Source organism: Altibacter sp., assembly GCF_019913785.1.
In the GTDB taxonomy this organism is placed as follows: domain Bacteria; phylum Bacteroidota; class Bacteroidia; order Flavobacteriales; family Flavobacteriaceae; genus Altibacter.
In genome coordinates, this window is the sequence record NZ_JAIOHK010000043.1 from 13,623 (window position 1) to 32,063 (window position 18,441).

The 18,441-nt window shown below is 40.9% G+C and carries 21 protein-coding genes and 2 tRNA genes; 13 read left to right on the forward strand and 10 right to left on the reverse strand.

What is annotated here, in order from left to right:
* Positions 1-507, forward strand: coding sequence for an energy transducer TonB (locus K8F54_RS07070; RefSeq protein ID WP_290788922.1), 507 nt, complete (start codon positions 1-3; stop codon positions 505-507).
* A 121-nt stretch (positions 508-628) separates the two neighbouring features.
* The gene (locus K8F54_RS07075) at positions 629-1,144 is read left to right on the forward strand and encodes a DUF3124 domain-containing protein (RefSeq protein ID WP_290788924.1); all 516 of its coding nucleotides are present in this window, start codon (positions 629-631) and stop codon (positions 1,142-1,144) included.
* Between the two features lie 2 nt (positions 1,145-1,146).
* On the opposite strand, the gene K8F54_RS07080 is transcribed toward K8F54_RS07075, so the two are convergent.
* Entirely contained in the window at positions 1,147-2,223 is a 1,077-nt protein-coding gene (locus K8F54_RS07080) for an aminotransferase class V-fold PLP-dependent enzyme (protein ID WP_290788926.1), read from the reverse strand.
* A 62-nt stretch (positions 2,224-2,285) separates the two neighbouring features.
* On the opposite strand from K8F54_RS07080, the gene K8F54_RS07085 reads away from it, so the two are divergent.
* The 4 genes from K8F54_RS07085 to fabD are packed head-to-tail and all read left to right on the forward strand — an operon-like array spanning position 2,286 to position 4,978.
* The gene (locus K8F54_RS07085) at positions 2,286-2,735 is read left to right on the forward strand and encodes a 2TM domain-containing protein (RefSeq protein ID WP_290788928.1); all 450 of its coding nucleotides are present in this window, start codon (positions 2,286-2,288) and stop codon (positions 2,733-2,735) included.
* The gene (locus K8F54_RS07090; RefSeq protein WP_290788930.1) at positions 2,732-3,214 is read left to right on the forward strand and encodes a dihydrofolate reductase; all 483 of its coding nucleotides are present in this window, start codon (positions 2,732-2,734) and stop codon (positions 3,212-3,214) included. The genes K8F54_RS07085 and K8F54_RS07090 overlap by 4 nt, the downstream gene beginning before the upstream one ends.
* Entirely contained in the window at positions 3,215-4,060 is an 846-nt protein-coding gene (locus K8F54_RS07095) for a fructosamine kinase family protein (protein WP_290788932.1), read from the forward strand.
* Between the two features lie 36 nt (positions 4,061-4,096).
* Entirely contained in the window at positions 4,097-4,978 is an 882-nt protein-coding gene (gene fabD, locus K8F54_RS07100) for an ACP S-malonyltransferase (RefSeq protein WP_290788934.1), read from the forward strand.
* 10 nt (positions 4,979-4,988) lie between these two features.
* On the opposite strand, the gene K8F54_RS07105 is transcribed toward fabD, so the two are convergent.
* From K8F54_RS07105 to K8F54_RS07115, 3 genes are read right to left on the reverse strand one after another with little or no spacing between them, the layout of a single operon-like run.
* Positions 4,989-6,266: an amidohydrolase family protein gene (locus K8F54_RS07105; RefSeq protein ID WP_290788936.1), complete on the reverse strand. Its 1,278-nt coding sequence runs from the start codon at positions 6,264-6,266 to the stop codon at positions 4,989-4,991.
* A 2-nt stretch (positions 6,267-6,268) separates the two neighbouring features.
* Positions 6,269-7,291 carry a UDP-glucose 4-epimerase GalE gene (gene galE / locus K8F54_RS07110; protein ID WP_290788938.1) on the reverse strand — a complete coding sequence of 341 codons (1,023 nt, stop codon included), beginning with the start codon at positions 7,289-7,291 and terminating at the stop codon, positions 6,269-6,271.
* Positions 7,291-8,448: a DegT/DnrJ/EryC1/StrS family aminotransferase gene (locus K8F54_RS07115; RefSeq protein WP_290788940.1), complete on the reverse strand. Its 1,158-nt coding sequence runs from the start codon at positions 8,446-8,448 to the stop codon at positions 7,291-7,293. The genes galE and K8F54_RS07115 overlap by 1 nt, the downstream gene beginning before the upstream one ends.
* A gap of 222 nt (positions 8,449-8,670) precedes the next feature.
* Here K8F54_RS07115 and K8F54_RS07120 point away from each other — a divergent pair, with 222 nt between their 5' ends.
* Positions 8,671-9,924: a glycosyltransferase N-terminal domain-containing protein gene (locus tag K8F54_RS07120; protein ID WP_290788942.1), complete on the forward strand. Its 1,254-nt coding sequence runs from the start codon at positions 8,671-8,673 to the stop codon at positions 9,922-9,924.
* Here K8F54_RS07120 and K8F54_RS07125 read toward each other — a convergent pair.
* A complete protein-coding gene (locus tag K8F54_RS07125; RefSeq protein ID WP_290788944.1) occupies positions 9,901-10,554 on the reverse strand; it encodes a DUF2461 domain-containing protein in 654 nt (217 codons plus the stop codon). The two genes, K8F54_RS07120 and K8F54_RS07125, sit on opposite strands and share 24 nt — an antisense overlap.
* A gap of 122 nt (positions 10,555-10,676) precedes the next feature.
* On the opposite strand from K8F54_RS07125, the gene K8F54_RS07130 reads away from it, so the two are divergent.
* Positions 10,677-10,904: a hypothetical protein gene (locus K8F54_RS07130; RefSeq protein ID WP_290788946.1), complete on the forward strand. Its 228-nt coding sequence runs from the start codon at positions 10,677-10,679 to the stop codon at positions 10,902-10,904.
* Between the two features lie 46 nt (positions 10,905-10,950).
* Here K8F54_RS07130 and K8F54_RS07135 read toward each other — a convergent pair whose 3' ends face one another.
* Positions 10,951-11,721: a LexA family transcriptional regulator gene (locus K8F54_RS07135; protein ID WP_290788948.1), complete on the reverse strand. Its 771-nt coding sequence runs from the start codon at positions 11,719-11,721 to the stop codon at positions 10,951-10,953.
* A 172-nt stretch (positions 11,722-11,893) separates the two neighbouring features.
* On the opposite strand from K8F54_RS07135, the gene K8F54_RS07140 reads away from it, so the two are divergent.
* The 4 genes from K8F54_RS07140 (at position 11,894) to K8F54_RS07155 (ending at position 13,362) form a co-directional block, all read left to right on the forward strand.
* Complete coding sequence (locus K8F54_RS07140; RefSeq protein WP_290788950.1) at positions 11,894-12,148, forward strand: hypothetical protein; 255 nt, start codon at positions 11,894-11,896, stop codon at positions 12,146-12,148.
* Between the two features lie 87 nt (positions 12,149-12,235).
* On the forward strand, positions 12,236-12,667 hold the full coding sequence (locus K8F54_RS07145) for a hypothetical protein (RefSeq protein WP_290788952.1): 432 nt from the start codon (positions 12,236-12,238) through the stop codon (positions 12,665-12,667).
* A 103-nt stretch (positions 12,668-12,770) separates the two neighbouring features.
* Positions 12,771-12,893 carry a hypothetical protein gene (locus K8F54_RS07150; RefSeq protein ID WP_290788954.1) on the forward strand — a complete coding sequence of 41 codons (123 nt, stop codon included), beginning with the start codon at positions 12,771-12,773 and terminating at the stop codon, positions 12,891-12,893.
* 25 nt (positions 12,894-12,918) lie between these two features.
* The gene (locus tag K8F54_RS07155) at positions 12,919-13,362 is read left to right on the forward strand and encodes a hypothetical protein (RefSeq protein WP_290788956.1); all 444 of its coding nucleotides are present in this window, start codon (positions 12,919-12,921) and stop codon (positions 13,360-13,362) included.
* 302 nt (positions 13,363-13,664) lie between these two features.
* Here the strand turns inward: K8F54_RS07155 and K8F54_RS07160 are convergent.
* The 3 genes from K8F54_RS07160 to mutS form a co-directional block, all read right to left on the reverse strand.
* Positions 13,665-13,750, reverse strand: a tRNA-Leu gene (locus K8F54_RS07160).
* Between the two features lie 16 nt (positions 13,751-13,766).
* A tRNA-Gly gene (locus K8F54_RS07165) sits at positions 13,767-13,839 on the reverse strand.
* Between the two features lie 102 nt (positions 13,840-13,941).
* Entirely contained in the window at positions 13,942-16,557 is a 2,616-nt protein-coding gene (gene mutS, locus K8F54_RS07170) for a DNA mismatch repair protein MutS (RefSeq protein ID WP_290788958.1), read from the reverse strand.
* A gap of 150 nt (positions 16,558-16,707) precedes the next feature.
* Here mutS and K8F54_RS07175 point away from each other — a divergent pair, with 150 nt between their 5' ends.
* On the forward strand, positions 16,708-17,247 hold the full coding sequence (locus K8F54_RS07175; protein ID WP_290788959.1) for an RNA methyltransferase: 540 nt from the start codon (positions 16,708-16,710) through the stop codon (positions 17,245-17,247).
* Here K8F54_RS07175 and folK read toward each other — a convergent pair whose 3' ends face one another.
* Positions 17,248-18,375, reverse strand: a complete 1,128-nt coding sequence (gene folK, locus K8F54_RS07180; RefSeq protein WP_290789006.1) for a 2-amino-4-hydroxy-6-hydroxymethyldihydropteridine diphosphokinase — start codon at positions 18,373-18,375, stop codon at positions 17,248-17,250.
* Positions 18,376-18,441: the final 66 nt, after the last annotated feature.

Consider the following 18,441-nt stretch of genomic DNA (forward strand, 5'->3'; position numbering starts at 1 on the left):
ATGAAATTACTTCTACTAATTTGTTGTTGTTTGGTATACATCGGTACCTCCGCACAAGAAAGCGAAAGTAATGATGACACTTCAGAGGTTGCCTTTGCAATTATTGAAAACGTTCCCATATATCCGGGCTGTAAAGGACAGGACAATGCCAAATTAAAACAATGCATGTCTGAAAAAATAAGCACCTTTGTTGGGCTTCATTTTAATCAGAGAGTGGCAGAACCACTAAATTTACCGGAGGGCAAAAATCGAATTTTTGTTAGGTTTAAAATTGATAAAACAGGTACTGTTGTCGATGTAAAGGCCAGAGCTACTCATCCAGAGCTAGAAAATGAAATTATCCGAGTGATTAAGTTGATGCCCCAAATGATTCCCGGGAAACAAAAAGGAATCCCTGTTGGTGTTTTGTATTCGTTGCCCGTTGTGTTTCAAGTGGAAGCCGCTACCGAAACCAGAAAAGAAAAGAAGGAGCGACTTAAACGTGAAAAACGCAATAGACAAAACTAGTTTTATATAGAACTGCCTGTCACAAGGCTTCAACTTTCATAGGCAAATTAGCGTCCGTCTATATTAAAAGTAACCCAATCAAATTTTATTCATTATTTTTATGAAATTAAAGATCTGTGCTATGAAATACATGGTTTTACTATTGCTTGCGATTGGTTTTACAAGTTGTGAAAACCCCATTACGATACGGGAGGGATTGCCGCATGACAATAATTGGAGTGAACGTCATGTCCAAATAAACATCCCGGACAGTCTGTTACTCAAGGGAAGTACTTATTTACCCATATATTCCGAAATTTACCAACGCAATCAAAATTTTACATTTGACCTTACCGCTACTGTTAGCATACGCAATATCAGTATTGAGGATACTATTTATATTTTCAAAGCCGATTATTACAATACACATGGAGAATTAATCCATGAATATTTGGACAAGCCTGTATTTGTGATGCCAATGGAAACCATTGAAATCGTGGTTGATGAAGACGACAAAAAAGGAGGCACAGGTGGAAATTTTGTTTTCGATTGGGCCAGTAAAAAAAATAGTCTGATCCCTTTTTTCGAAGCTGTTATGATCTCAACAACGGGACAACAAGGGCTGTCATTTACCACTAAGGGTATTCGCAGAAAATAAGATTAAGCAAGCAGGCAACAAAGCCGATCCAAGTCGGATTCTGTATTGTAAAAATGAAAACTCACACGTATTCCCTTGTCACGAAGCGAACAAATGATGCCTTTATCTCTTAGCTTCTGAAATAAAACAGCATCTCCTTGTATATTAAAAATATTCGAATGCTCCTTTCTATTTACAACCACTTCTTCCAACAAACCAAGTTCAATAAAACGATCCGTTGCCTTTTTAGAAATTTCTGAAACCCTTTCAGAAACAACATCCATCCCCATGCCGTCCAAAAACTGAAGTGCCTGCTCCAGACTTCCATAGTTCAAGGTGTCCTGATGCCCAGGCTCAAAATGTTTCATGAATGGAATTTCTCCCTTTTTGCCATAGGTCGCATCCGCCGAATTGAATCCTATTGTAGATAGAGAAAAGGCGTCTTGAACGGCTTCCTTGACCATAAACACGCCATTGCCATAACCCGCCAATAACCACTTATAACAGCTAGCCCCAAGAATATCCAGTGGACTATCGTTAAAATTAAAGGCTTCGGTACCTAAATACTGAGTCCCATCTGCAATAAGCAACAAATTTGGATGGTATGCCTTAAGTTGTTTCAAAAATTCTATATCGATCTTAATTCCATTCAGATATTGCACCAGGCTAAATGCAAAGATATCGGGTTGGTGCTGGACAACAGCTTGCTCAATATTTGCCTCGGGGTCTGTCGAAATGCTCGCGTAACAAATTTCAAAATCCCTTGTTTCAAAAGCCCAGTTAATTGACGGATAGTCCCTATCCAATAGCAACACTTTTTGCTTTTTCTGAATTCCCTCCAACAAGGTGTTCAATCCGAATGAAAAGTTTGGGACAAGGGCTACTTCATTTTCGCCAGCCCCCATAAAACGGGCTACGGTGTCTCTAATACTCTTGATATGTGCTTTGTGCAAATCCCTAAAAATACTGGCATCTTCCCATAGATTTTTATCGTGCTCTCTTCGCCAATCTAACAACGACTTGGAAATAAGGCCACAGGATGCCGTATTCAAATACGTATACTTCGATAAAACAGGAAATTCATTTCTTAAATCTTCCATAAGGCAGGCGGCTAAACCATCAAAATTAGGTATTTTTACAAGTGCGTTAAAAGTAACCAACTATGTTTTCAAAAACTAAAAAAACGGAAAAAATTGATTCCGACCAACGCGAACAATACGAGTATGCACGTGCCCGAATCAAACAGAAAAAAAGACTCATGCAGCATTTTATTGTGTTTCTGGTGGGTTCCATATTACTTATCATTATCAACCCGGTATTGGGCTATGGCGACGATTTCTTTATTAAAAATTGGTTTGCCTGGGCCATTTTGATATGGACATTCTTACTCCTAATTCATGTTTTCAACGTATTTATCACCCATAGATTCATGGGAAAAGAATGGGAGCATCGTCAATTGGAAAAGCTAAAAGCATTGCAAGTGACCCGTATTTCCGAATTGAAAAAACAAGCCATCCAAGAGGTGACCGTAACCGAAGTAAAAGCCGCTAGAGCGGAAGAAGCGGGAAGTTTAAAAAAAAAGGACCTCCAAAATCCTCCCAGCACTCCATGATCACCATTATTGCTGCGGCCGGAGAAAACAACGAATTGGGAAAGGACAACGACTTGGTTTGGCATTTACCGGATGACTTTAAACGTTTTAAAAAACTCACCACGGGACATCACATCATCATGGGGCGCAAGACCTTCGAATCGTTTCCAAAACCTCTACCCAACCGAGTCCATTTGGTGATTACCCGAAATAGTTCGTATAAAAAAGAAGGTGCCGTTGTGGTGCACAGTATGGAAGAAGCACTGGCCCATGCTAAAGAAGACCCACAACCTTTTATTATTGGTGGTGGTGAAATTTATACGCTCGGCTTGAACTTTGCTAACAAAATAGAGCTTACGCGCGTACATGGCACGTTTGAAGTAGATACCTACTTCCCCGAAATACCTTCGGAAGATTGGGAGTTGGTGCATGAAGAATACCATGAAAAAGACGAACAGCATCAATTTGCATTCACTTACCAAACCTGGATTCGAAAATAAGTGAAATCGATAATTCGGGAAATAGCAGTTCAGAACGGTTTGCAATGCATAGACGCCAAACCACTATCGGGCGGAGATATCAATAGCGTTTTTCTGCTGAATTGTATTGCTGAAAGCTATGTGGTAAAAATCAACCATGCTGCAAAATTTCCCGGTATGTTCGAAGCCGAAGCAAAAGGACTCCAACTTTTGGCGTCGACCGATAGCTTTAAAATCCCCAAGGTCATTGCTTTTGGAGAACTGGATAGTTGGTCCTACCTCACTTTAGAGTATATACCACAAGGACGCGCTACAAGCCATTTTTGGGATGATTTCGCCGAAAAACTGGCTGTACTTCACAAAACAAGTCGGCCGCAATTTGGTTTGGATCACGACAATTATATTGGAAGTCTGCCACAACCTAACAAGCCAGCGCTAACAGCATCGGAATTCTATATTTCTCAACGCCTGGAACCTCAGCTAGAGCTCGCAACTAAAAAGGGATTTTCCTTTGCAAAACTGGATCGTTTTTATAAAACTGTTTCTGAAGTAATCCCAGACGACACTCCTGCACTAATTCACGGTGATCTTTGGAATGGCAACTTTCTGGTTTCTGAAAAAGGAGAACCAGTGCTCATTGATCCCGCTGTTGCCTTTGCACCGCGAGAAATGGATCTCGCCATGATGCAGCTTTTTGGCGGATTTCCTTCTGAAGTATTTTCAGCCTATAATGAGGTTTTTCCGCTTACTGAAAATTGGAAGGACCGCGTATCGCTCTGGCAATTGTATTATCTACTAGTACATCTAAACTTGTTTGGAGCAGGATACTTTTCACAAGTCAGCAATATTCTTAAAAAGTATTCCTAGAAATAATCCTATTTTTGTAGCACAAAAACACAAACCATGCAAGCATATATTTTTCCGGGACAGGGAGCCCAATTTACAGGAATGGGACTCGATTTATACGAAGCTTCTTCAAAAGCAAAGGATTTATTTCATCATGCCAATGAGGTGTTGGGCTTTGACATCACCAAGATCATGTTTGAAGGATCGGCAGACGAATTAAAAGAAACCAAGGTCACGCAACCTGCCATCTTTTTGCATTCTACCATTCTTGCTGAAGTGATGGGAAAATCCTTCCAACCCGATATGGTGGCGGGGCACTCCTTGGGAGAAATTTCTGCCTTGGTCGCCAATAGAACCATTGCGTTTAGCGACGGATTGGAATTGGTGTACAAAAGAGCCTTGGCCATGCAAAAGGCATGCGAACTTACACCTTCCACTATGGCAGCGGTGCTTGGATTGGAGGATGCCATCGTTGAAAAAATATGCGCCGATACACCCGGTATTGTAGTAGCCGCGAACTATAATTGTCCGGGACAATTAGTTATTAGTGGAACTATTGACGCTGTGAATGCCGCCTGTGAGACATTAAAAGAAGCCGGTGCCAGAAGAGCCTTACTACTTCCGGTAGGAGGTGCTTTTCACAGTCCGTTGATGGAACCTGCCCGTGAGGAATTAGCAACCGCCATAGAAAACACCCAATTTACAGCTCCTGCCTGTCCTATTTATCAGAATGTAAGTACGATAGCCGTCACAAACCCCGATGACATTAGAAAAAATCTTATCTCTCAACTCACGGCTCCTGTAAAATGGACGCAGAGTATCCAGAATATGGTTAAGGACGGTGCGACTCACTTTATTGAAGTAGGCCCCGGAAACGTATTGCAAGGCTTGGTGAAAAAGATTCACCCGGAGGCGGAGACGTCTAAGGCAAGTTTATAAATTGTTGCGATTATTGTTGTTTATAAACAACCCCTTCTTTCATTACAAACACCACATTTTCCATAGTCTTAATGTCCTGAGTGGGGTCACTTTCCACCGCAACGATATCGGCTATAAATCCGGGAGCTAACTGCCCTAATTCATTTTCCCTGTCCAATAATTTTGCATTGGTAATGGTAGCAGCTTGTAAGCTAAACATGGGAGACCAGCCCGATTCTACCATATATCTAAATTCTTTGGCGTTTTCCCCATGCGGAAAAACCCCTGCATCGGTTCCAAAAGCAATGTTCACTCCTTCCTTCTTGACCATGGCGAAAGTTTCACGTAATTTAGCATCTATTTCCAATATTTTTGTAACTACCATTTCAGGATAGTACCCCTCTATTTTCGCCATTTCAGCCACATAGCGTCCGGCAGACATGGTAGGCACCAAATAGGTTCCATATTGTTTCATCAACAGGGCGGTTTCTTTATCCATCAGTGAACCGTGTTCTATGGTGAGCACTCCTGCTTTAATGGCCCGCTTCATCCCTTCAATACCGTGTGCGTGAGCGGCCACCTGCATTCCGTATTCCTTGGCTGTCTTAACGATTTCATCCAACTCTTCCTGAGAGAATTGTGGATTCTGACCGTTTTTACTCATACTCATCACGCCACCGGTAGCAGTTATCTTGATCCAGTCTGCCCCTCGTTTATAGCGTTGGCGTACTGCTTTTCGGGCATCGTCTACCCCATTGATCACTCCTTCATTGGGTCCCGGATCACCCATAAGATCATGGCGATACCCATTGGTTGGGTCGGCATGACCCCCGGTTGTAGCAATGGCCTTCTCGGCTGCAAAAATGCGAGGCCCCGGAATCTTTCCCTTGGCAATCGCATCCCGTAGGGCAACATTTACACCGCTTCCGCCCAAATCGCGGACAGTTGTAAAGCCCGCCATTAAGGTGCGATTGGCTATTTCGGCCGCATTAAAAGCAACGTCTGCTTCGTTTAAGGTAAATTTTTCGAGGTATCTATTGGGATTGGTCTCTCCTTCAATATGTACATGCATATCGATCAATCCGGGAAGTACCGTCTTATTCTTCAGATCAATTAGCTTGTCATGCTGTTTCGGTGTGGAAAAACCATCTTCCATGCGAACAATTTTAGATCCTGAAACCACAAGGGTTTTATTGGCAAGTACTTTGCCGTTTTTAGTATCTATTAACTTTCCACAGTGTAATAGTGTCTCTTGTGCTGTGCTTCCGAAGAAAACAAATAACAGCCCAACCAGTATGTATTTTTTCATATTCATATCTTTCTAATTTTCTGCTCCCATTTCCAAGCGGATGCTAGTGCCTCTTCCATCGTCTTTTCTGCTTTCCAACCCAATATTTTATTTGCCTTCTGGGTATCGGCATAGACCGAAACCACATCGCCCGGACGTCTATCCACAATTTTATAGTTCAGTTTCAAACCGGTTACCTTTTCAAAGGCCTTTACCACTTCCAATACCGAACTACCAAGACCTGTCCCTAAATTGAACATTTCGAAATTCGATTTATTTTGTTCTGAAAGGATTCGTTGCAACGCCACCACATGGGCCTTGGCCAAATCGACCACATGAATATAATCGCGGATACAGCTGCCATCGGGGGTGGGATAATCATTTCCAAAAACCGAAAGTTCCTTCCGTAAACCAGCTGCAGTCTGTGTAATGAATGGTACCAGATTTTGAGGAACTCCAATAGGAAGCTCTCCTATTTCGGCGGTATGGTGAGCACCTATTGGATTAAAATATCGTAAAGAAATAGCCTGCAACTTTGGATGTACCGCACAGGTATCTGTAATAATTTCTTCACTGATCTGTTTCGTATTTCCATAGGGGGAAGTCGCGACTTTTACCGGAGCGTTTTCGGTAATGGGTAACACATCGGGTTCTCCGTATACCGTACAAGAGGAACTAAAAATAAAATTGTTAATTCCATTCAGCTTACACTCCTGAAGCAAATACACCAGGGTGTTTAGATTGTTTTCATAATACAACAATGGATCTGCCACACTTTCGCCAACTGCTTTGCTTGCAGCAAAATGTATAATCCCTTCAATATCCTTATTCTGTTGAAAAAAATCGGTTAGGTCGTTCTTATTTCGCAGATCCAATCGTTCAAAAAGGGGTGGTGTTTTGGTAATATTTGTTATTCCTTCTAAGACATTAATTGACGAGTTAGAGAGGTTATCAATGATCACAACTTCGAACCCGGCCTGTTGAAGTTCAACAACAGTGTGTGAGCCAATATAGCCTAAACCCCCGGTAACTAGAATTTTTTTCATTATTGGGTAACAAAATTTATAACGGTAGTGGTAATAAAGTCGATCTGCTCATCATCCAACTCGGTATGCATGGGCAAGGAAATGACTTCCTTCACCAATTGGTTTGTCACCACAAAATCGGTTTCAATATAGCGGTCATCCTTATAGGCTTTCTGTAAGTGCAACGGTATAGGATAATAGACCCCACAGGGAATGCCCTGTTCATTCAAATGTTTTACCAAGGCATCGCGATCTGCATTTAAAATACGCAGGGTATATTGATGAAATACATGGCAGTCACAATCGTCACAAATCACGCCTTCATTGGCACAACAACCTATTGGAGTGATAATATTGGCAATCCCTTCAAACGCCTTGGTATATTTTCTCGCAGCTTGTTGCCTCGCCTTATTATAATCATCCAAGTTGGGTAATTTTGCTCTTAAGACGGCGGCTTGTATAGAATCCAATCTCGAATTTACCCCTACTACATCATGGTGATAACGTTCGTACATACCGTGATTCACAATACCGCGAATGGTGTGTGCCAAATCATCATTATTGGTGAAAATTGCACCTCCGTCGCCATAACAACCTAAATTCTTCGACGGAAAGAAAGAAGTAGAAGCCACATGTCCAATGGCACCGGCCATCTTTTTCGAACCATCTTTACTCGTATAGGTGGCACCAATAGCCTGTGCATTATCTTCTATAACATAGAGATTGTGTTCCTTCGCAATGTCCATAATGGCGTCCATATTTGCTACCAGGCCAAACAAATGCACCGGAACAATTGCCTTGGTCTTTGGCGTAATGGCTCGTTTTATCGCCGCAATGTCAATATTGAAATCGACCGGATCTACATCGACCAGTACCGGAGTGAGTCCGAGTAGCGCGATTACCTCAACGGTGGCTGCAAAAGTAAAATCGGCAGTGATCACCTCATCTCCTGGTTTTAAACCAAGTCCCATCATAGCAATTTGAAGCGCATCGGTACCGTTGGCACAGGGGATGACATGTTTAACACCCAAATAGGTCTCTAATTCCTTTTGAAATTGATGTACCTCGGGTCCATTTATAAATGCGGTAGATTCGATCACATCCAGCACCGATGCATTTACCCTGTCTTTGATGTATTCGTATTGACCCTTTAGGTCGACCATTTGTATTTTTTTCATCTTTATAAAATATTTGAGAAAAAGGAATGCCTCGACTTCACTCGGCATAGGAATGGAATGCCTCCATCTATCTTTTCGGTTGGTTTATAAATTGTCAATGGGCATTTCATAAATAATTCTGAAGAAAAGTGATCATTAAGTTCCTGTAAAACTACGAAAATTGAAAACGGCAAGCAATGTAATTATATAAAGAAGCGTATTTTAGCATTTCAGAAATCATGCATGCGGATTTTATACACTTTTTTAACGAAAATTACCTATGCCCATTTATGGATGGCTCAGTTTTTCAGTAAAAAACTGAAGTTGTTTATACAAGGCAGACAGCGCGTCTTCGAAACACTTTCTTCCAAGATACAGCCTAATGATAAAAGCATTTGGTTTCACTGTGCTTCTTTGGGCGAATTTGAACAAGGCGTGCCCATAATGGAGGCTGTTTCAAAAGAGTTTCCAACACACAAGATTGTGGTTTCCTTTTTTTCACCTTCAGGTTTTGAAATAAAAAAAAATACGCCTCTGGCCGATGTTGTTGTCTATTTGCCTATGGACACCCGAAGCAATGCCAAACGGTTTATCGAAGCGGTTCGTCCCGGATTGGTCTTCTTTGTCAAGTATGATTTTTGGCCCAACTACCTTTTGGAACTCAAAGAGCAACGCATCCCTACACTACTGATTTCAGGGCTATTTCGAGAAAGACAAATTTTCTTCAAAGCATATGGAGGCTTTATGCGGAAGGCACTACAGAGTTTCACTCACTTTTTTGTACAGGATGAGGCTTCCGATGTTCTTTTGAAGCAAATCGATTTTCGGAATGTCACCATAAGTGGTGATACCCGTTTTGACAGAGTTTCGCGACAAATTGAACAGGACAATACATTGGATTTTGTTGCTGAATTCAAACAGGAAAAGTGCTGTATTGTTTGTGGCAGCACCTGGCCTGAAGACGAGGCCGTTTTATTGCAGTATATAAATACATCGGAAGCACATATAAAATTTATACTCGCTCCGCATAAGATAGAGGCTTCGAAGATAGAGGCTTTCCGAAAAAAATTAACCAAGCCAAGTGTGCTTTTTTCAGAAAAAGAAGGAAAACAACTCGACACATATCCTATCATGATCGTTGATACCATTGGGCTACTCACCAAAATTTACAGTTATGCCGATATTGCGTATGTGGGAGGAGCCATGGGGACAACCGGTTTACACAATATTTTAGAGCCAGCCACTTTTGGGGTTCCTATTGTAATAGGTAAGAATTATACCAATTTCCCCGAGGCAGTGCGATTACGGCAATTAGCCGGATTATACGCCATAAATTCTGCCGAAGAATGCACGGCTATTCTGAAAAAGCTAGTTGGTGATGCTGCTTTTAGAAGTAAAACCGGAATGATCTGCGAACACTTTGTAAATCGGAATACCGGAGCCACCGAAAAAATAATGTCCTTTATTCGAAAATTACACGGTGACGGCCTGATTTAAATACCTTCGAAAGGGTAATAGTTCCTTATACACTTCAATCACCTTTTCGGTAAAGTTTGGACTTTCTACCTCCTCTTGTGATACCTTATGAACAACGGCAAAAGACTTCCGGCGTAACAAATCAATATGCCTGTGATCTTGGAAATATCCCTTGGGAGCTGTTTTAAGCACATCGTCTTCAATGAGGTCGCCAAAAAGGTTTTTAAAACTACTCTTGGCCATAATTTTCTTGAATGCCTCTCCATCGTAATCGATGGCATCTCTAATGCTTTTTAAAACTTTTGAGGAAGGGTGCCAATAGCCGCCACCCATATAGGATCCGTTGATCCCCAATTCAATATAGAAATCGCCTTGTTTGCTGCGTTGATCCAAGCCGGCGCCAAAATGATCTTTGTAAATAGGGCGATTGGGATGAAACATCAAATTATTGTTGATTCGGTTGATGGCCTTCTTGCCCGGGGTATCAAAATATCCATCGTCTATGGCCGCCAGTTTCACATTTAAACGATCGAGCCAATCGATATAGAAATCACGAACGTCATAGTATTCCTGCCGATGCGCATCCATCCATTCTTTGGAATTGTTTTGCTGAAGTCTTTTAAGAAAATTGAATAACTGACTAAAATTCATATAATAAATTGTCTTAAATAAAACTCGATAAATATATCTTCAAACTTTGGCATAACATTACGACAATAGAGTTGCTAATTCATGTAATTTTGTTCAATAATTTAACATTAACTATAACATATATGAAATTTTTATTCATTTTTATTACTATTATTTTTGCAGGATTTAGCACAACTGCTTGTCGTGAAACCAAAACAGAAACCAAAGAAGTGGTTCGTGAAGTACGTGTAGAAACTGAGAAAACAGAAAAAGATGCTGAAGGTATTTTAGAAAAAGCCGCTAAAGAAGTGGACAAGGAAGTTAATGAAGAAATAGATAAAGTGATTGACAATATTGGAGATGACAATTAGAAGATTTTTTCATAAAAAAGGCGATTCTAAAAATGAATCGCCTTTTTTATGTATTCAAATTTTTTAACTGTCCTTTTAATTCATCCATTGAATGCTGTAATTGTCGCAATAGTGAACTGTCTGTGGGTTCATCGACACCAAAGCTCAATTTACTGTTTACCAACCACAACTCCTGAATCTCTCGTACGTGCACATCAATGGGTAAATACTCTATATTTAAAGAAATAAGCCTCACCTGAGTTAGGTTGTTCGGGATCTTTTGCAATTTCTTTACGAGAACCGAATCGTTTAACACGATGATGTATATCTTGCTGTCATCTGCTTCAGAAATACTGGGTACCGCTCTTCCCAAGACCCATTCGTTAGGTCGAATATTGGGTAACATACTATCTCCTTCCACCTGAAAACCACGGTAGGTTGCATTTCGATATTGGGGTAACGGGATATTAAATGCAGGTAGCGTTTCATACCAGGAGACATCTTGTATATTGTGCGGATAGCCGGCTGCCGCCTTTTGATTCACCAATAAAATGGTATCATTATCCTCCTTATCGATTGTGATCACCTTCGGGCTCACATCTCCAACCTCTATGTTCACATATTGTGCAATGCTTTGCCCATATAACCACAGGGGATTTATTTGAAATTTCCGCAGTAATTCCATCACTGTTTTTCCGGTAATCTTTGTTTTTCCGCGTTCAATATCGGCTGTGGTGCTTCCTATGTCCAACAATTCGGCAAACGCCTGTTGCGTGAAATGCAATTCTTCTCTCACTTTCTTAAAACGTCTTGCCTCGATAGCTACTTCTTTGTTCATAATCAAATATATATAAAATTGGAATAAATCCATTATATTTTAGGAATTATTCCAATTATTGATGTTTCCATTTAAAAAATTGGGTAAGAGATTGAAAAATATGAACCTACCTCTTTATCTATAAAAAAAATAACTACTTTTATACCCTATTAATCACTAATCTAAAGTAACAATGAAAAAATTATTTTTATCCTTCGCAGCTTTATGCCTAATCGTATCTGTAACCTCTTGTAGAGAAACAGAAAAGAAAGCTGAAGACGCTGCTGATTCTGTAGAAGAAGTAATGGATGATGCAGGTGATGCTGTTGAAGAAGCTATGGATGACGCTGGAGATGTTATGGACGAAGCTGGAGATGCTATCGAATCTACTACAGATTCTATTGGCAAAGCTGCCCAAGACATGAAAGAAAAGATGGAGAACAACTAGTTTTCTCGTCTAAAAAATAAAAAAACCCTGTTAGAAATAACAGGGTTTTTTTATTTTCGATAATCAAATAATGGGGGTAAAGTAAAAATGAAAGCTCATATACATCATCTTTTACAAAAACTCATTCGCGTGGAGCGAGATAGGCTGCTTCTGTATATTATAGTGTATATACTTTGGGGCATTCTAATGAATGCTTTTGGTCAATTTACCGAAATTGCAAAATTTACCTACTGGTGGCAGATTATCCCAACCTACCTATTATATATGGTTCCTATTTCCATCCTTTTAAGAGAATATCCTTTTTATACGCAATATGCATATGGTCTAATTGCGATGGGATTCCTCGAATTTGGTGGTTATGCCATGGGAACTTCTTATATTTATCCTAACAATATTTTAGATCGACTTTTTGGTGAACACGTATTCGCATTGGGCATGACCTTATTTTTTGCAGTATATTTTCCTGTCGGTAATTTGCTGGTTGGGAAATTATATGTAATATTGTTCGATAAAAGGTAAAATAAATCGATAAAAGTACTAAAATCTTAATTTATTTACACTATTAGAAAATTCCTAATAACGCCATACCTTCGTTTAGAATTTAACCGAAAAACCCGTTATTATGAAAAAACTTATGTTTATTTTAGCTATTCTTGCCTTAGCAGCAAGTTGTACCCCAGAAGCACTTACAACCGATGAGCAGCAAATCGATAAAGACAAATACGAAGTTCCGCCAAACGGATAGAAGACGAAATATTATCACAGGGGTGTTGCTTTCACTTTTTTTGATCGCAACACCTTTCTTATTTTATATCTATAAATACGCCCCTGCCGACGGCAAAGAGTGGGATACCTTTTTTGGGTTGATTGATTCCGGAGGCTTTGGGAGTGTGCAGGCGTATATGCATGCCTTGTTTACAAAGATTACCTTTGTATCGCTCACCGGAATTTGGTTCTTAACATCCAACAATTGGTGGAAATATGCGATTCTGGTCCCATTGACCATGTTCTTATTCCAACTATCCGGAGTAATCAATTACAAAATCCAATATATCGATGAGTTCGATTTCTGGTATTCTTTACCTGCCATCTTACCCATACTGTTCTTCCTAATCTATATATCGTATCGCATTAGTAAGCGAAGCATCTCTTCAGATGACCTGAAAAAAGATGTGGACGAAGAGATCAAAAAAATCCTGAGTGACGATCTATAATGGTGAGTCAAAGCAGAACGGCTACCTTAACACCGTTCTCTAATCTCAATCATTATAACCAGCAAAACTATTACCGCCACTGTTCCGAAAAATAAAGCACCTACACCCATATTTATTATATTAGTTTAGGAATAAATATAAGAAATTAAAAAGTAGTTTGCATTTCAGTAAAACAAAAAAACCAAGCCTTCCGACTTGGTGTTTTCTCATCTGTACTGAAGACGGGAATTGCTCAAGGCGAGTCCCGCAACAACATTGTCAAAGCAAAAACCAAGCCTTCCGACTTGGTTTTTTCTCATCTGTACTGAAGACGGGACTTGAACCCGTACGGGCATTTCTGCCCACTGGATTTTAAGTCCAGCGTGTCTACCAATTCCACCACTTCAGCGTGGTAAGCGATTGTGAGCGAAAAACGGGATTCGAACCCGCGACCTCCACCTTGGCAAGGTGGCGCTCTACCAACTGAGCTATTTTCGCGTGATTAAAGAACAAAGCTTTATTCCTAAAGCGGATGCAAATTTAAAATATTTACAACAAAAGCAAAGGATTATTTGGTAAAAGTTGAGAATCTAATCCCGGTTATTTTTTAAACTTTACCGTAGCGCTTCTCTGCAGCATTCGCTTTATCTCATTCAGCTTCATCAAAGCCTCTACAGGTGTCAACGTATCTATGTCTAAATCAAGGATCTCATCGCGTAATTCAACCAAAAGCGGGTCGTCCAGTTTAAAGAAACTCAATTGCATTTCCTCTTTCGAAAGCGCCTTCATCTCTTCGGTTAATTCTTCGGAAGAATGTGATTTTTCGAGTCTTTTCAGAATTTTATTCGCACGATGCAACACCGCCTGAGGCATCCCGGCCATTTTTGCTACGTGAATTCCGAAACTGTGATGTGATCCCCCCGGTACCAACTTCCGAAGAAACAACACATTGTCCTTTAATTCTTTTACCGAAACATTGTAATTCTTAATTCTTGAAAAGGTTTCGGTCATTTCATTCAACTCGTGATAATGCGTAGCAAACAAGGTCTTGGCTCTAGAAGGATGTTCGTGCAAATATTCACTTATCGCCCAGGCAATGGATATCCCATCATAAGTGCTGGTTCCCCTTCCAATTTCGTCTAGCAGGATCAAACTTCGCTCCGAAACATTGTTTAAAATACTCGCCGTTTCGTTCATCTCCACCATAAAGGTAGACTCCCCCATAGAAATATTATCACTCGCCCCTACTCTGGTAAAAATTTTGTCCACACTCCCCATACGTACAGCACGCGCCGGCACAAAACTGCCCATCTGGGCTAGCAACACAATAAGGGCGGTTTGTCGTAGAATGGCCGACTTACCACTCATATTAGGCCCTGTAATCATAATGATCTGCTGGTTCTCTCGATCCAAGAACACATCGTTGGCAATAAAAGGCGCGTCCGGAGGCAGTTGCTTTTCAATAACAGGGTGGCGCCCTTCTTTGATATCCAGATCGAAGGTATCATCAAACAAAGGACGTGTATAGTTGGCCGTTTTAGCCTGCACCGCAAACGAACACAGACAATCCAACTGGGCAATTAGTGCCGCATTCTGTTGTACTTCGCCAATAAACTGAAGCATCCACTGTACCAATTTTCCGTACAGTTCCTGTTCCAGTGCTAAAATTTTCTCTTCGGCACCCAGTATCTTCGTTTCGTATTCCTTTAATTCTTCCGTAATATAACGCTCGGCACTAACCAAGGTCTGCTTGCGAACCCACTCTTCCGGCACTTTGTCCTTATGGGTGTTCCGAACCTCAATATAATAACCAAACACATTGTTGGCTGCAATTTTTAAGGAGGTGATCCCGGTACGCTTGGTCTCGCGTTCCAACATCTGCTCCAAGTATTCTTTCCCCCCCGTTGATATACTTCGGAGTTCATCCAAACCCTCATGAAATCCGGCAGCGATTGTATTTCCTTTTAAAATATTGACCGGAGCCGCCTCATTAAGGGTTTCTTTTATCTTTTCACGAAGCAATTCACACGCGTGCAACTGCTCACCAATATTTTTAACCGATTCATTTTTAGACTGAAGTGCTTCCGCCTTCACAGGAACAACAGCTTCCAGCGAATTTTTTAACTGAACCACCTCTCGAGGCTGTATCTTTCCGGTAGCCACTTTCGAAATAAGCCGCTCCAGATCGCCAATATGTTTGATGTGCTTCTGAATTTTCTCCAAAACAACTTCATGCTCCAGCAAATAACTTACCACCTCATGCCGCTGCGTAATCTTTTCCACCTTCTTTAACGGAAGCGCCATCCAGCGCTTTAACATACGACCTCCCATGGGTGAGATAGTCTTGTCAATTACGTCCAATAGTGTCACCGCCTGCGGTTGCTGTGAATGATACAATTCTAAATTTCGAATGGTAAAACGATCCATCCACACATATTCATCTTCGGCTATACGAGAGATCTTCGTGATGTGCGCTAACTTGTGATGCTGCGTTTCCCCTAAATAATGCAATGCCGCCCCTGAAGCTATGACCCCTGCTTCCAAATGATCCACACCAAATCCTTTTAGGTTTTGTGTGTCAAAATGCTTCTCAAGTGTTTCTCTGGCATAATCGGTCTGAAAAACCCAATCTTCCAAATGAAAAACATGAAAATTGTCGCCAAAGGTTTCCGAAAAGCGCTTTCGCTTTTGCTTGCTGAATAAAACTTCGGAAGGGTTAAAATTCTGAAGGAGTTTGTCTATATACTCAGCCGAGCCCTGGGCCGTAAGAAATTCTCCGGTCGAAACATCCAAAAAGGAAATCCCGATACTTTCGGTACCAAAATGTACTGCTGCTAGGAAATTATTGGACTTGGATTGCAGTATATCGTCGTTCAGGGCAACACCCGGCGTTACTAACTCGGTTACCCCTCGTTTTACAATGGTTTTAGTAAGCTTTGGGTCTTCCAATTGATCACAAATCGCAACACGGCAACCCGCCATCACCAGTTTGGGCAAATAGGTATTCAAGGAATGATGTGGAAACCCGGCTAATTCTACATCATCTCCACCATTATTCCGCGCCGTGAGCGTGATATGCAATATCCCCGCAGCGCGAACGGCATCTTCGCCAAAGGTCTCGTAAAAATCTCCCACGCGAAACAGCAACAAGGCATCGGGATACCTTGCCTTGATCGTATTGTACTGCTTCATTAAGGGAGTCACCTTCTTCGTCATTTTCAATTACTTGCTGAACTCGTAAAAGTAAAAAATCTCTCTCGTTTTTAGAAGTGGATCCCCCCTCATTTATCTCCTTTTATCAACAATTTCCCCGCGGTTTGTTAGATTTTTGACCGTCTAGAATCTACCTTTGTCCTTTCTCGAATCATGAAGCACCGAAAACTAAAAAATAGCGAATTAGACCGAATCGATACAGCTGAATTTAAAGTAGCCGAAAAAACACCGCTCATCCTTATTCTGGATAATATTCGAAGTTTGAACAATATTGGATCTGTGTTTCGTACCGCCGATGCCTTCCTTATCAAAAAAATATTTCTCTGCGGTATTACGGCTACCCCACCCCACAAAGACATTCACAAAACGGCGCTCGGTGCTACCGAAAGTGTAGCCTGGGAATATGCCGAAGAGGCGTTAGAAGTCGTTAAAAAATTAAAAGCCGAAGGTGTTTTTGTTGCAGCCATCGAACAAGCCGAACAGGCAGTGTCGCTACATAATTTTTCACCTCAGGAAGGAACCACCTATGCGTTGGTTTTCGGGAATGAGGTAAAGGGCGTACAACAAGACGTGGTTTCAATGAGCGATGCGGTGATCGAAATTCCACAATACGGCACCAAACATTCGCTGAATATTTCGGTAAGTGTAGGCGTGGTAGTTTGGGATTTTTTCAGCAAGCTGAACTGCAGCTAATTATCCGGTGATCGCTTTCAACACCGACAGATAATCCTTTCTGTTTTTCATAAAATCGAGCTCGGAAATATCGATCACCTTTATGTTATCGTTGTGCTGTGTTTTTATAAATTCCAGATAGCCCTCATTGATCTTCTGAAGATAAGAAGCTTCAATACTCTGTTCGTATTTTCTACCCCGCTTTTTGATATTGTCCAACAACCGCTCGGTACTCTGATACAAATAAATATAGATATCGGGTTTCGGCAGTTCCTTATGCATTAAATGAAAAAGTTTCTTATACAGTTCAAATTCTTCTTCTTGCAGGGTGACCTTGGCAAAGATAAGCGACTTATAGGCGTCGTAGTCGGCCACGACACAATCCTTGAACAGATCGAATTGTTTGATATCTTCCAACAATTGCTGATACCTATCGGCCAAAAAGGACATTTCTAACGGAAAGGCATACCGCAGGGGTTGTTCGTAAAACTTCGGCAAAAAGGGATTGTCTTTAAACCGTTCTAAGATCAATTTTGCATTGAAATCGGCTGCGATTTGTGTGGCTAGGCTGGTTTTTCCGGCACCTATATTCCCTTCAATAGCAATGTAATTGTATGACGAGAGATCGTACTCTTTCAGCGGATTTGTAAGCCATTTAGACTGCTTTACGATCTCGCTCTTATCCTTGGTTTCAGACAATAATTTAATCACGTTCTTCTGAAGTACAGGATGTATCAATTTCGCATTCACTTCGGCCAAAGGCTGAAGCACGAATTTTCTGTTAGCCAGTTCCGGATGTGGAATGGTCAAGGTTTTTGACTTCTTTACCTCATCATCAACCAGTAAAATATCTATATCGATAGGTCGTGAAGCATAGTTTTTAGATTTAATTCGTTCACGCCCCATTGTTTTTTCTATCTCAAGTATTTTCGACAACAGTGGATGGGGTGATAAAGTGGATTGCACCAACAGTACACAGTTCAAAAAAGGACTCCCATCAAAACCCATAGCGGGAGTCTCATATACCGAAGATATTCTAACAATGGTTCCTATCTCCTCAAAAATGGCATCAACAGCCTGCTGCAATAGCTCAAAACGATTGCCCAAATTACTCCCCAGCGATAGATATATGTCTTGTGAAAGTTTAATAGAATCGAGATTATAACATTTAAGACGAAAATAAGGAAAAGAATACGACTGACCATTATCTTTGTA

Coding starts and splice junctions, on each gene's coding strand:
- K8F54_RS07135 (WP_290788948.1), bottom strand. CDS start 11,721: ATGAACAAAGAAGTAGCTATCGAGGCAAGACGTTTTAAGAAAGTGAGA.
- K8F54_RS07150 (WP_290788954.1), top strand. CDS start 12,771: ATGAAAAAACTTATGTTTATTTTAGCTATTCTTGCCTTAGCAGCAAGT.
- K8F54_RS07085 (WP_290788928.1), top strand. CDS start 2,286: ATGTTTTCAAAAACTAAAAAAACGGAAAAAATTGATTCCGACCAACGC.
- mutS (WP_290788958.1), bottom strand. CDS start 16,557: ATGACGAAGAAGGTGACTCCCTTAATGAAGCAGTACAATACGATCAAG.
- K8F54_RS07090 (WP_290788930.1), top strand. CDS start 2,732: ATGATCACCATTATTGCTGCGGCCGGAGAAAACAACGAATTGGGAAAG.
- K8F54_RS07125 (WP_290788944.1), bottom strand. CDS start 10,554: ATGAATTTTAGTCAGTTATTCAATTTTCTTAAAAGACTTCAGCAAAAC.
- K8F54_RS07140 (WP_290788950.1), top strand. CDS start 11,894: ATGAAAAAATTATTTTTATCCTTCGCAGCTTTATGCCTAATCGTATCT.
- K8F54_RS07130 (WP_290788946.1), top strand. CDS start 10,677: ATGAAATTTTTATTCATTTTTATTACTATTATTTTTGCAGGATTTAGC.
- K8F54_RS07080 (WP_290788926.1), bottom strand. CDS start 2,223: ATGGAAGATTTAAGAAATGAATTTCCTGTTTTATCGAAGTATACGTAT.
- K8F54_RS07070 (WP_290788922.1), top strand. CDS start 1: ATGAAATTACTTCTACTAATTTGTTGTTGTTTGGTATACATCGGTACC.
- galE (WP_290788938.1), bottom strand. CDS start 7,291: ATGAAAAAAATTCTAGTTACCGGGGGTTTAGGCTATATTGGCTCACAC.
- fabD (WP_290788934.1), top strand. CDS start 4,097: ATGCAAGCATATATTTTTCCGGGACAGGGAGCCCAATTTACAGGAATG.
- K8F54_RS07120 (WP_290788942.1), top strand. CDS start 8,671: ATGCGGATTTTATACACTTTTTTAACGAAAATTACCTATGCCCATTTA.
- K8F54_RS07105 (WP_290788936.1), bottom strand. CDS start 6,266: ATGAAAAAATACATACTGGTTGGGCTGTTATTTGTTTTCTTCGGAAGC.
- K8F54_RS07145 (WP_290788952.1), top strand. CDS start 12,236: ATGAAAGCTCATATACATCATCTTTTACAAAAACTCATTCGCGTGGAG.
- K8F54_RS07075 (WP_290788924.1), top strand. CDS start 629: ATGAAATACATGGTTTTACTATTGCTTGCGATTGGTTTTACAAGTTGT.
- K8F54_RS07115 (WP_290788940.1), bottom strand. CDS start 8,448: ATGAAAAAAATACAAATGGTCGACCTAAAGGGTCAATACGAATACATC.
- K8F54_RS07175 (WP_290788959.1), top strand. CDS start 16,708: ATGAAGCACCGAAAACTAAAAAATAGCGAATTAGACCGAATCGATACA.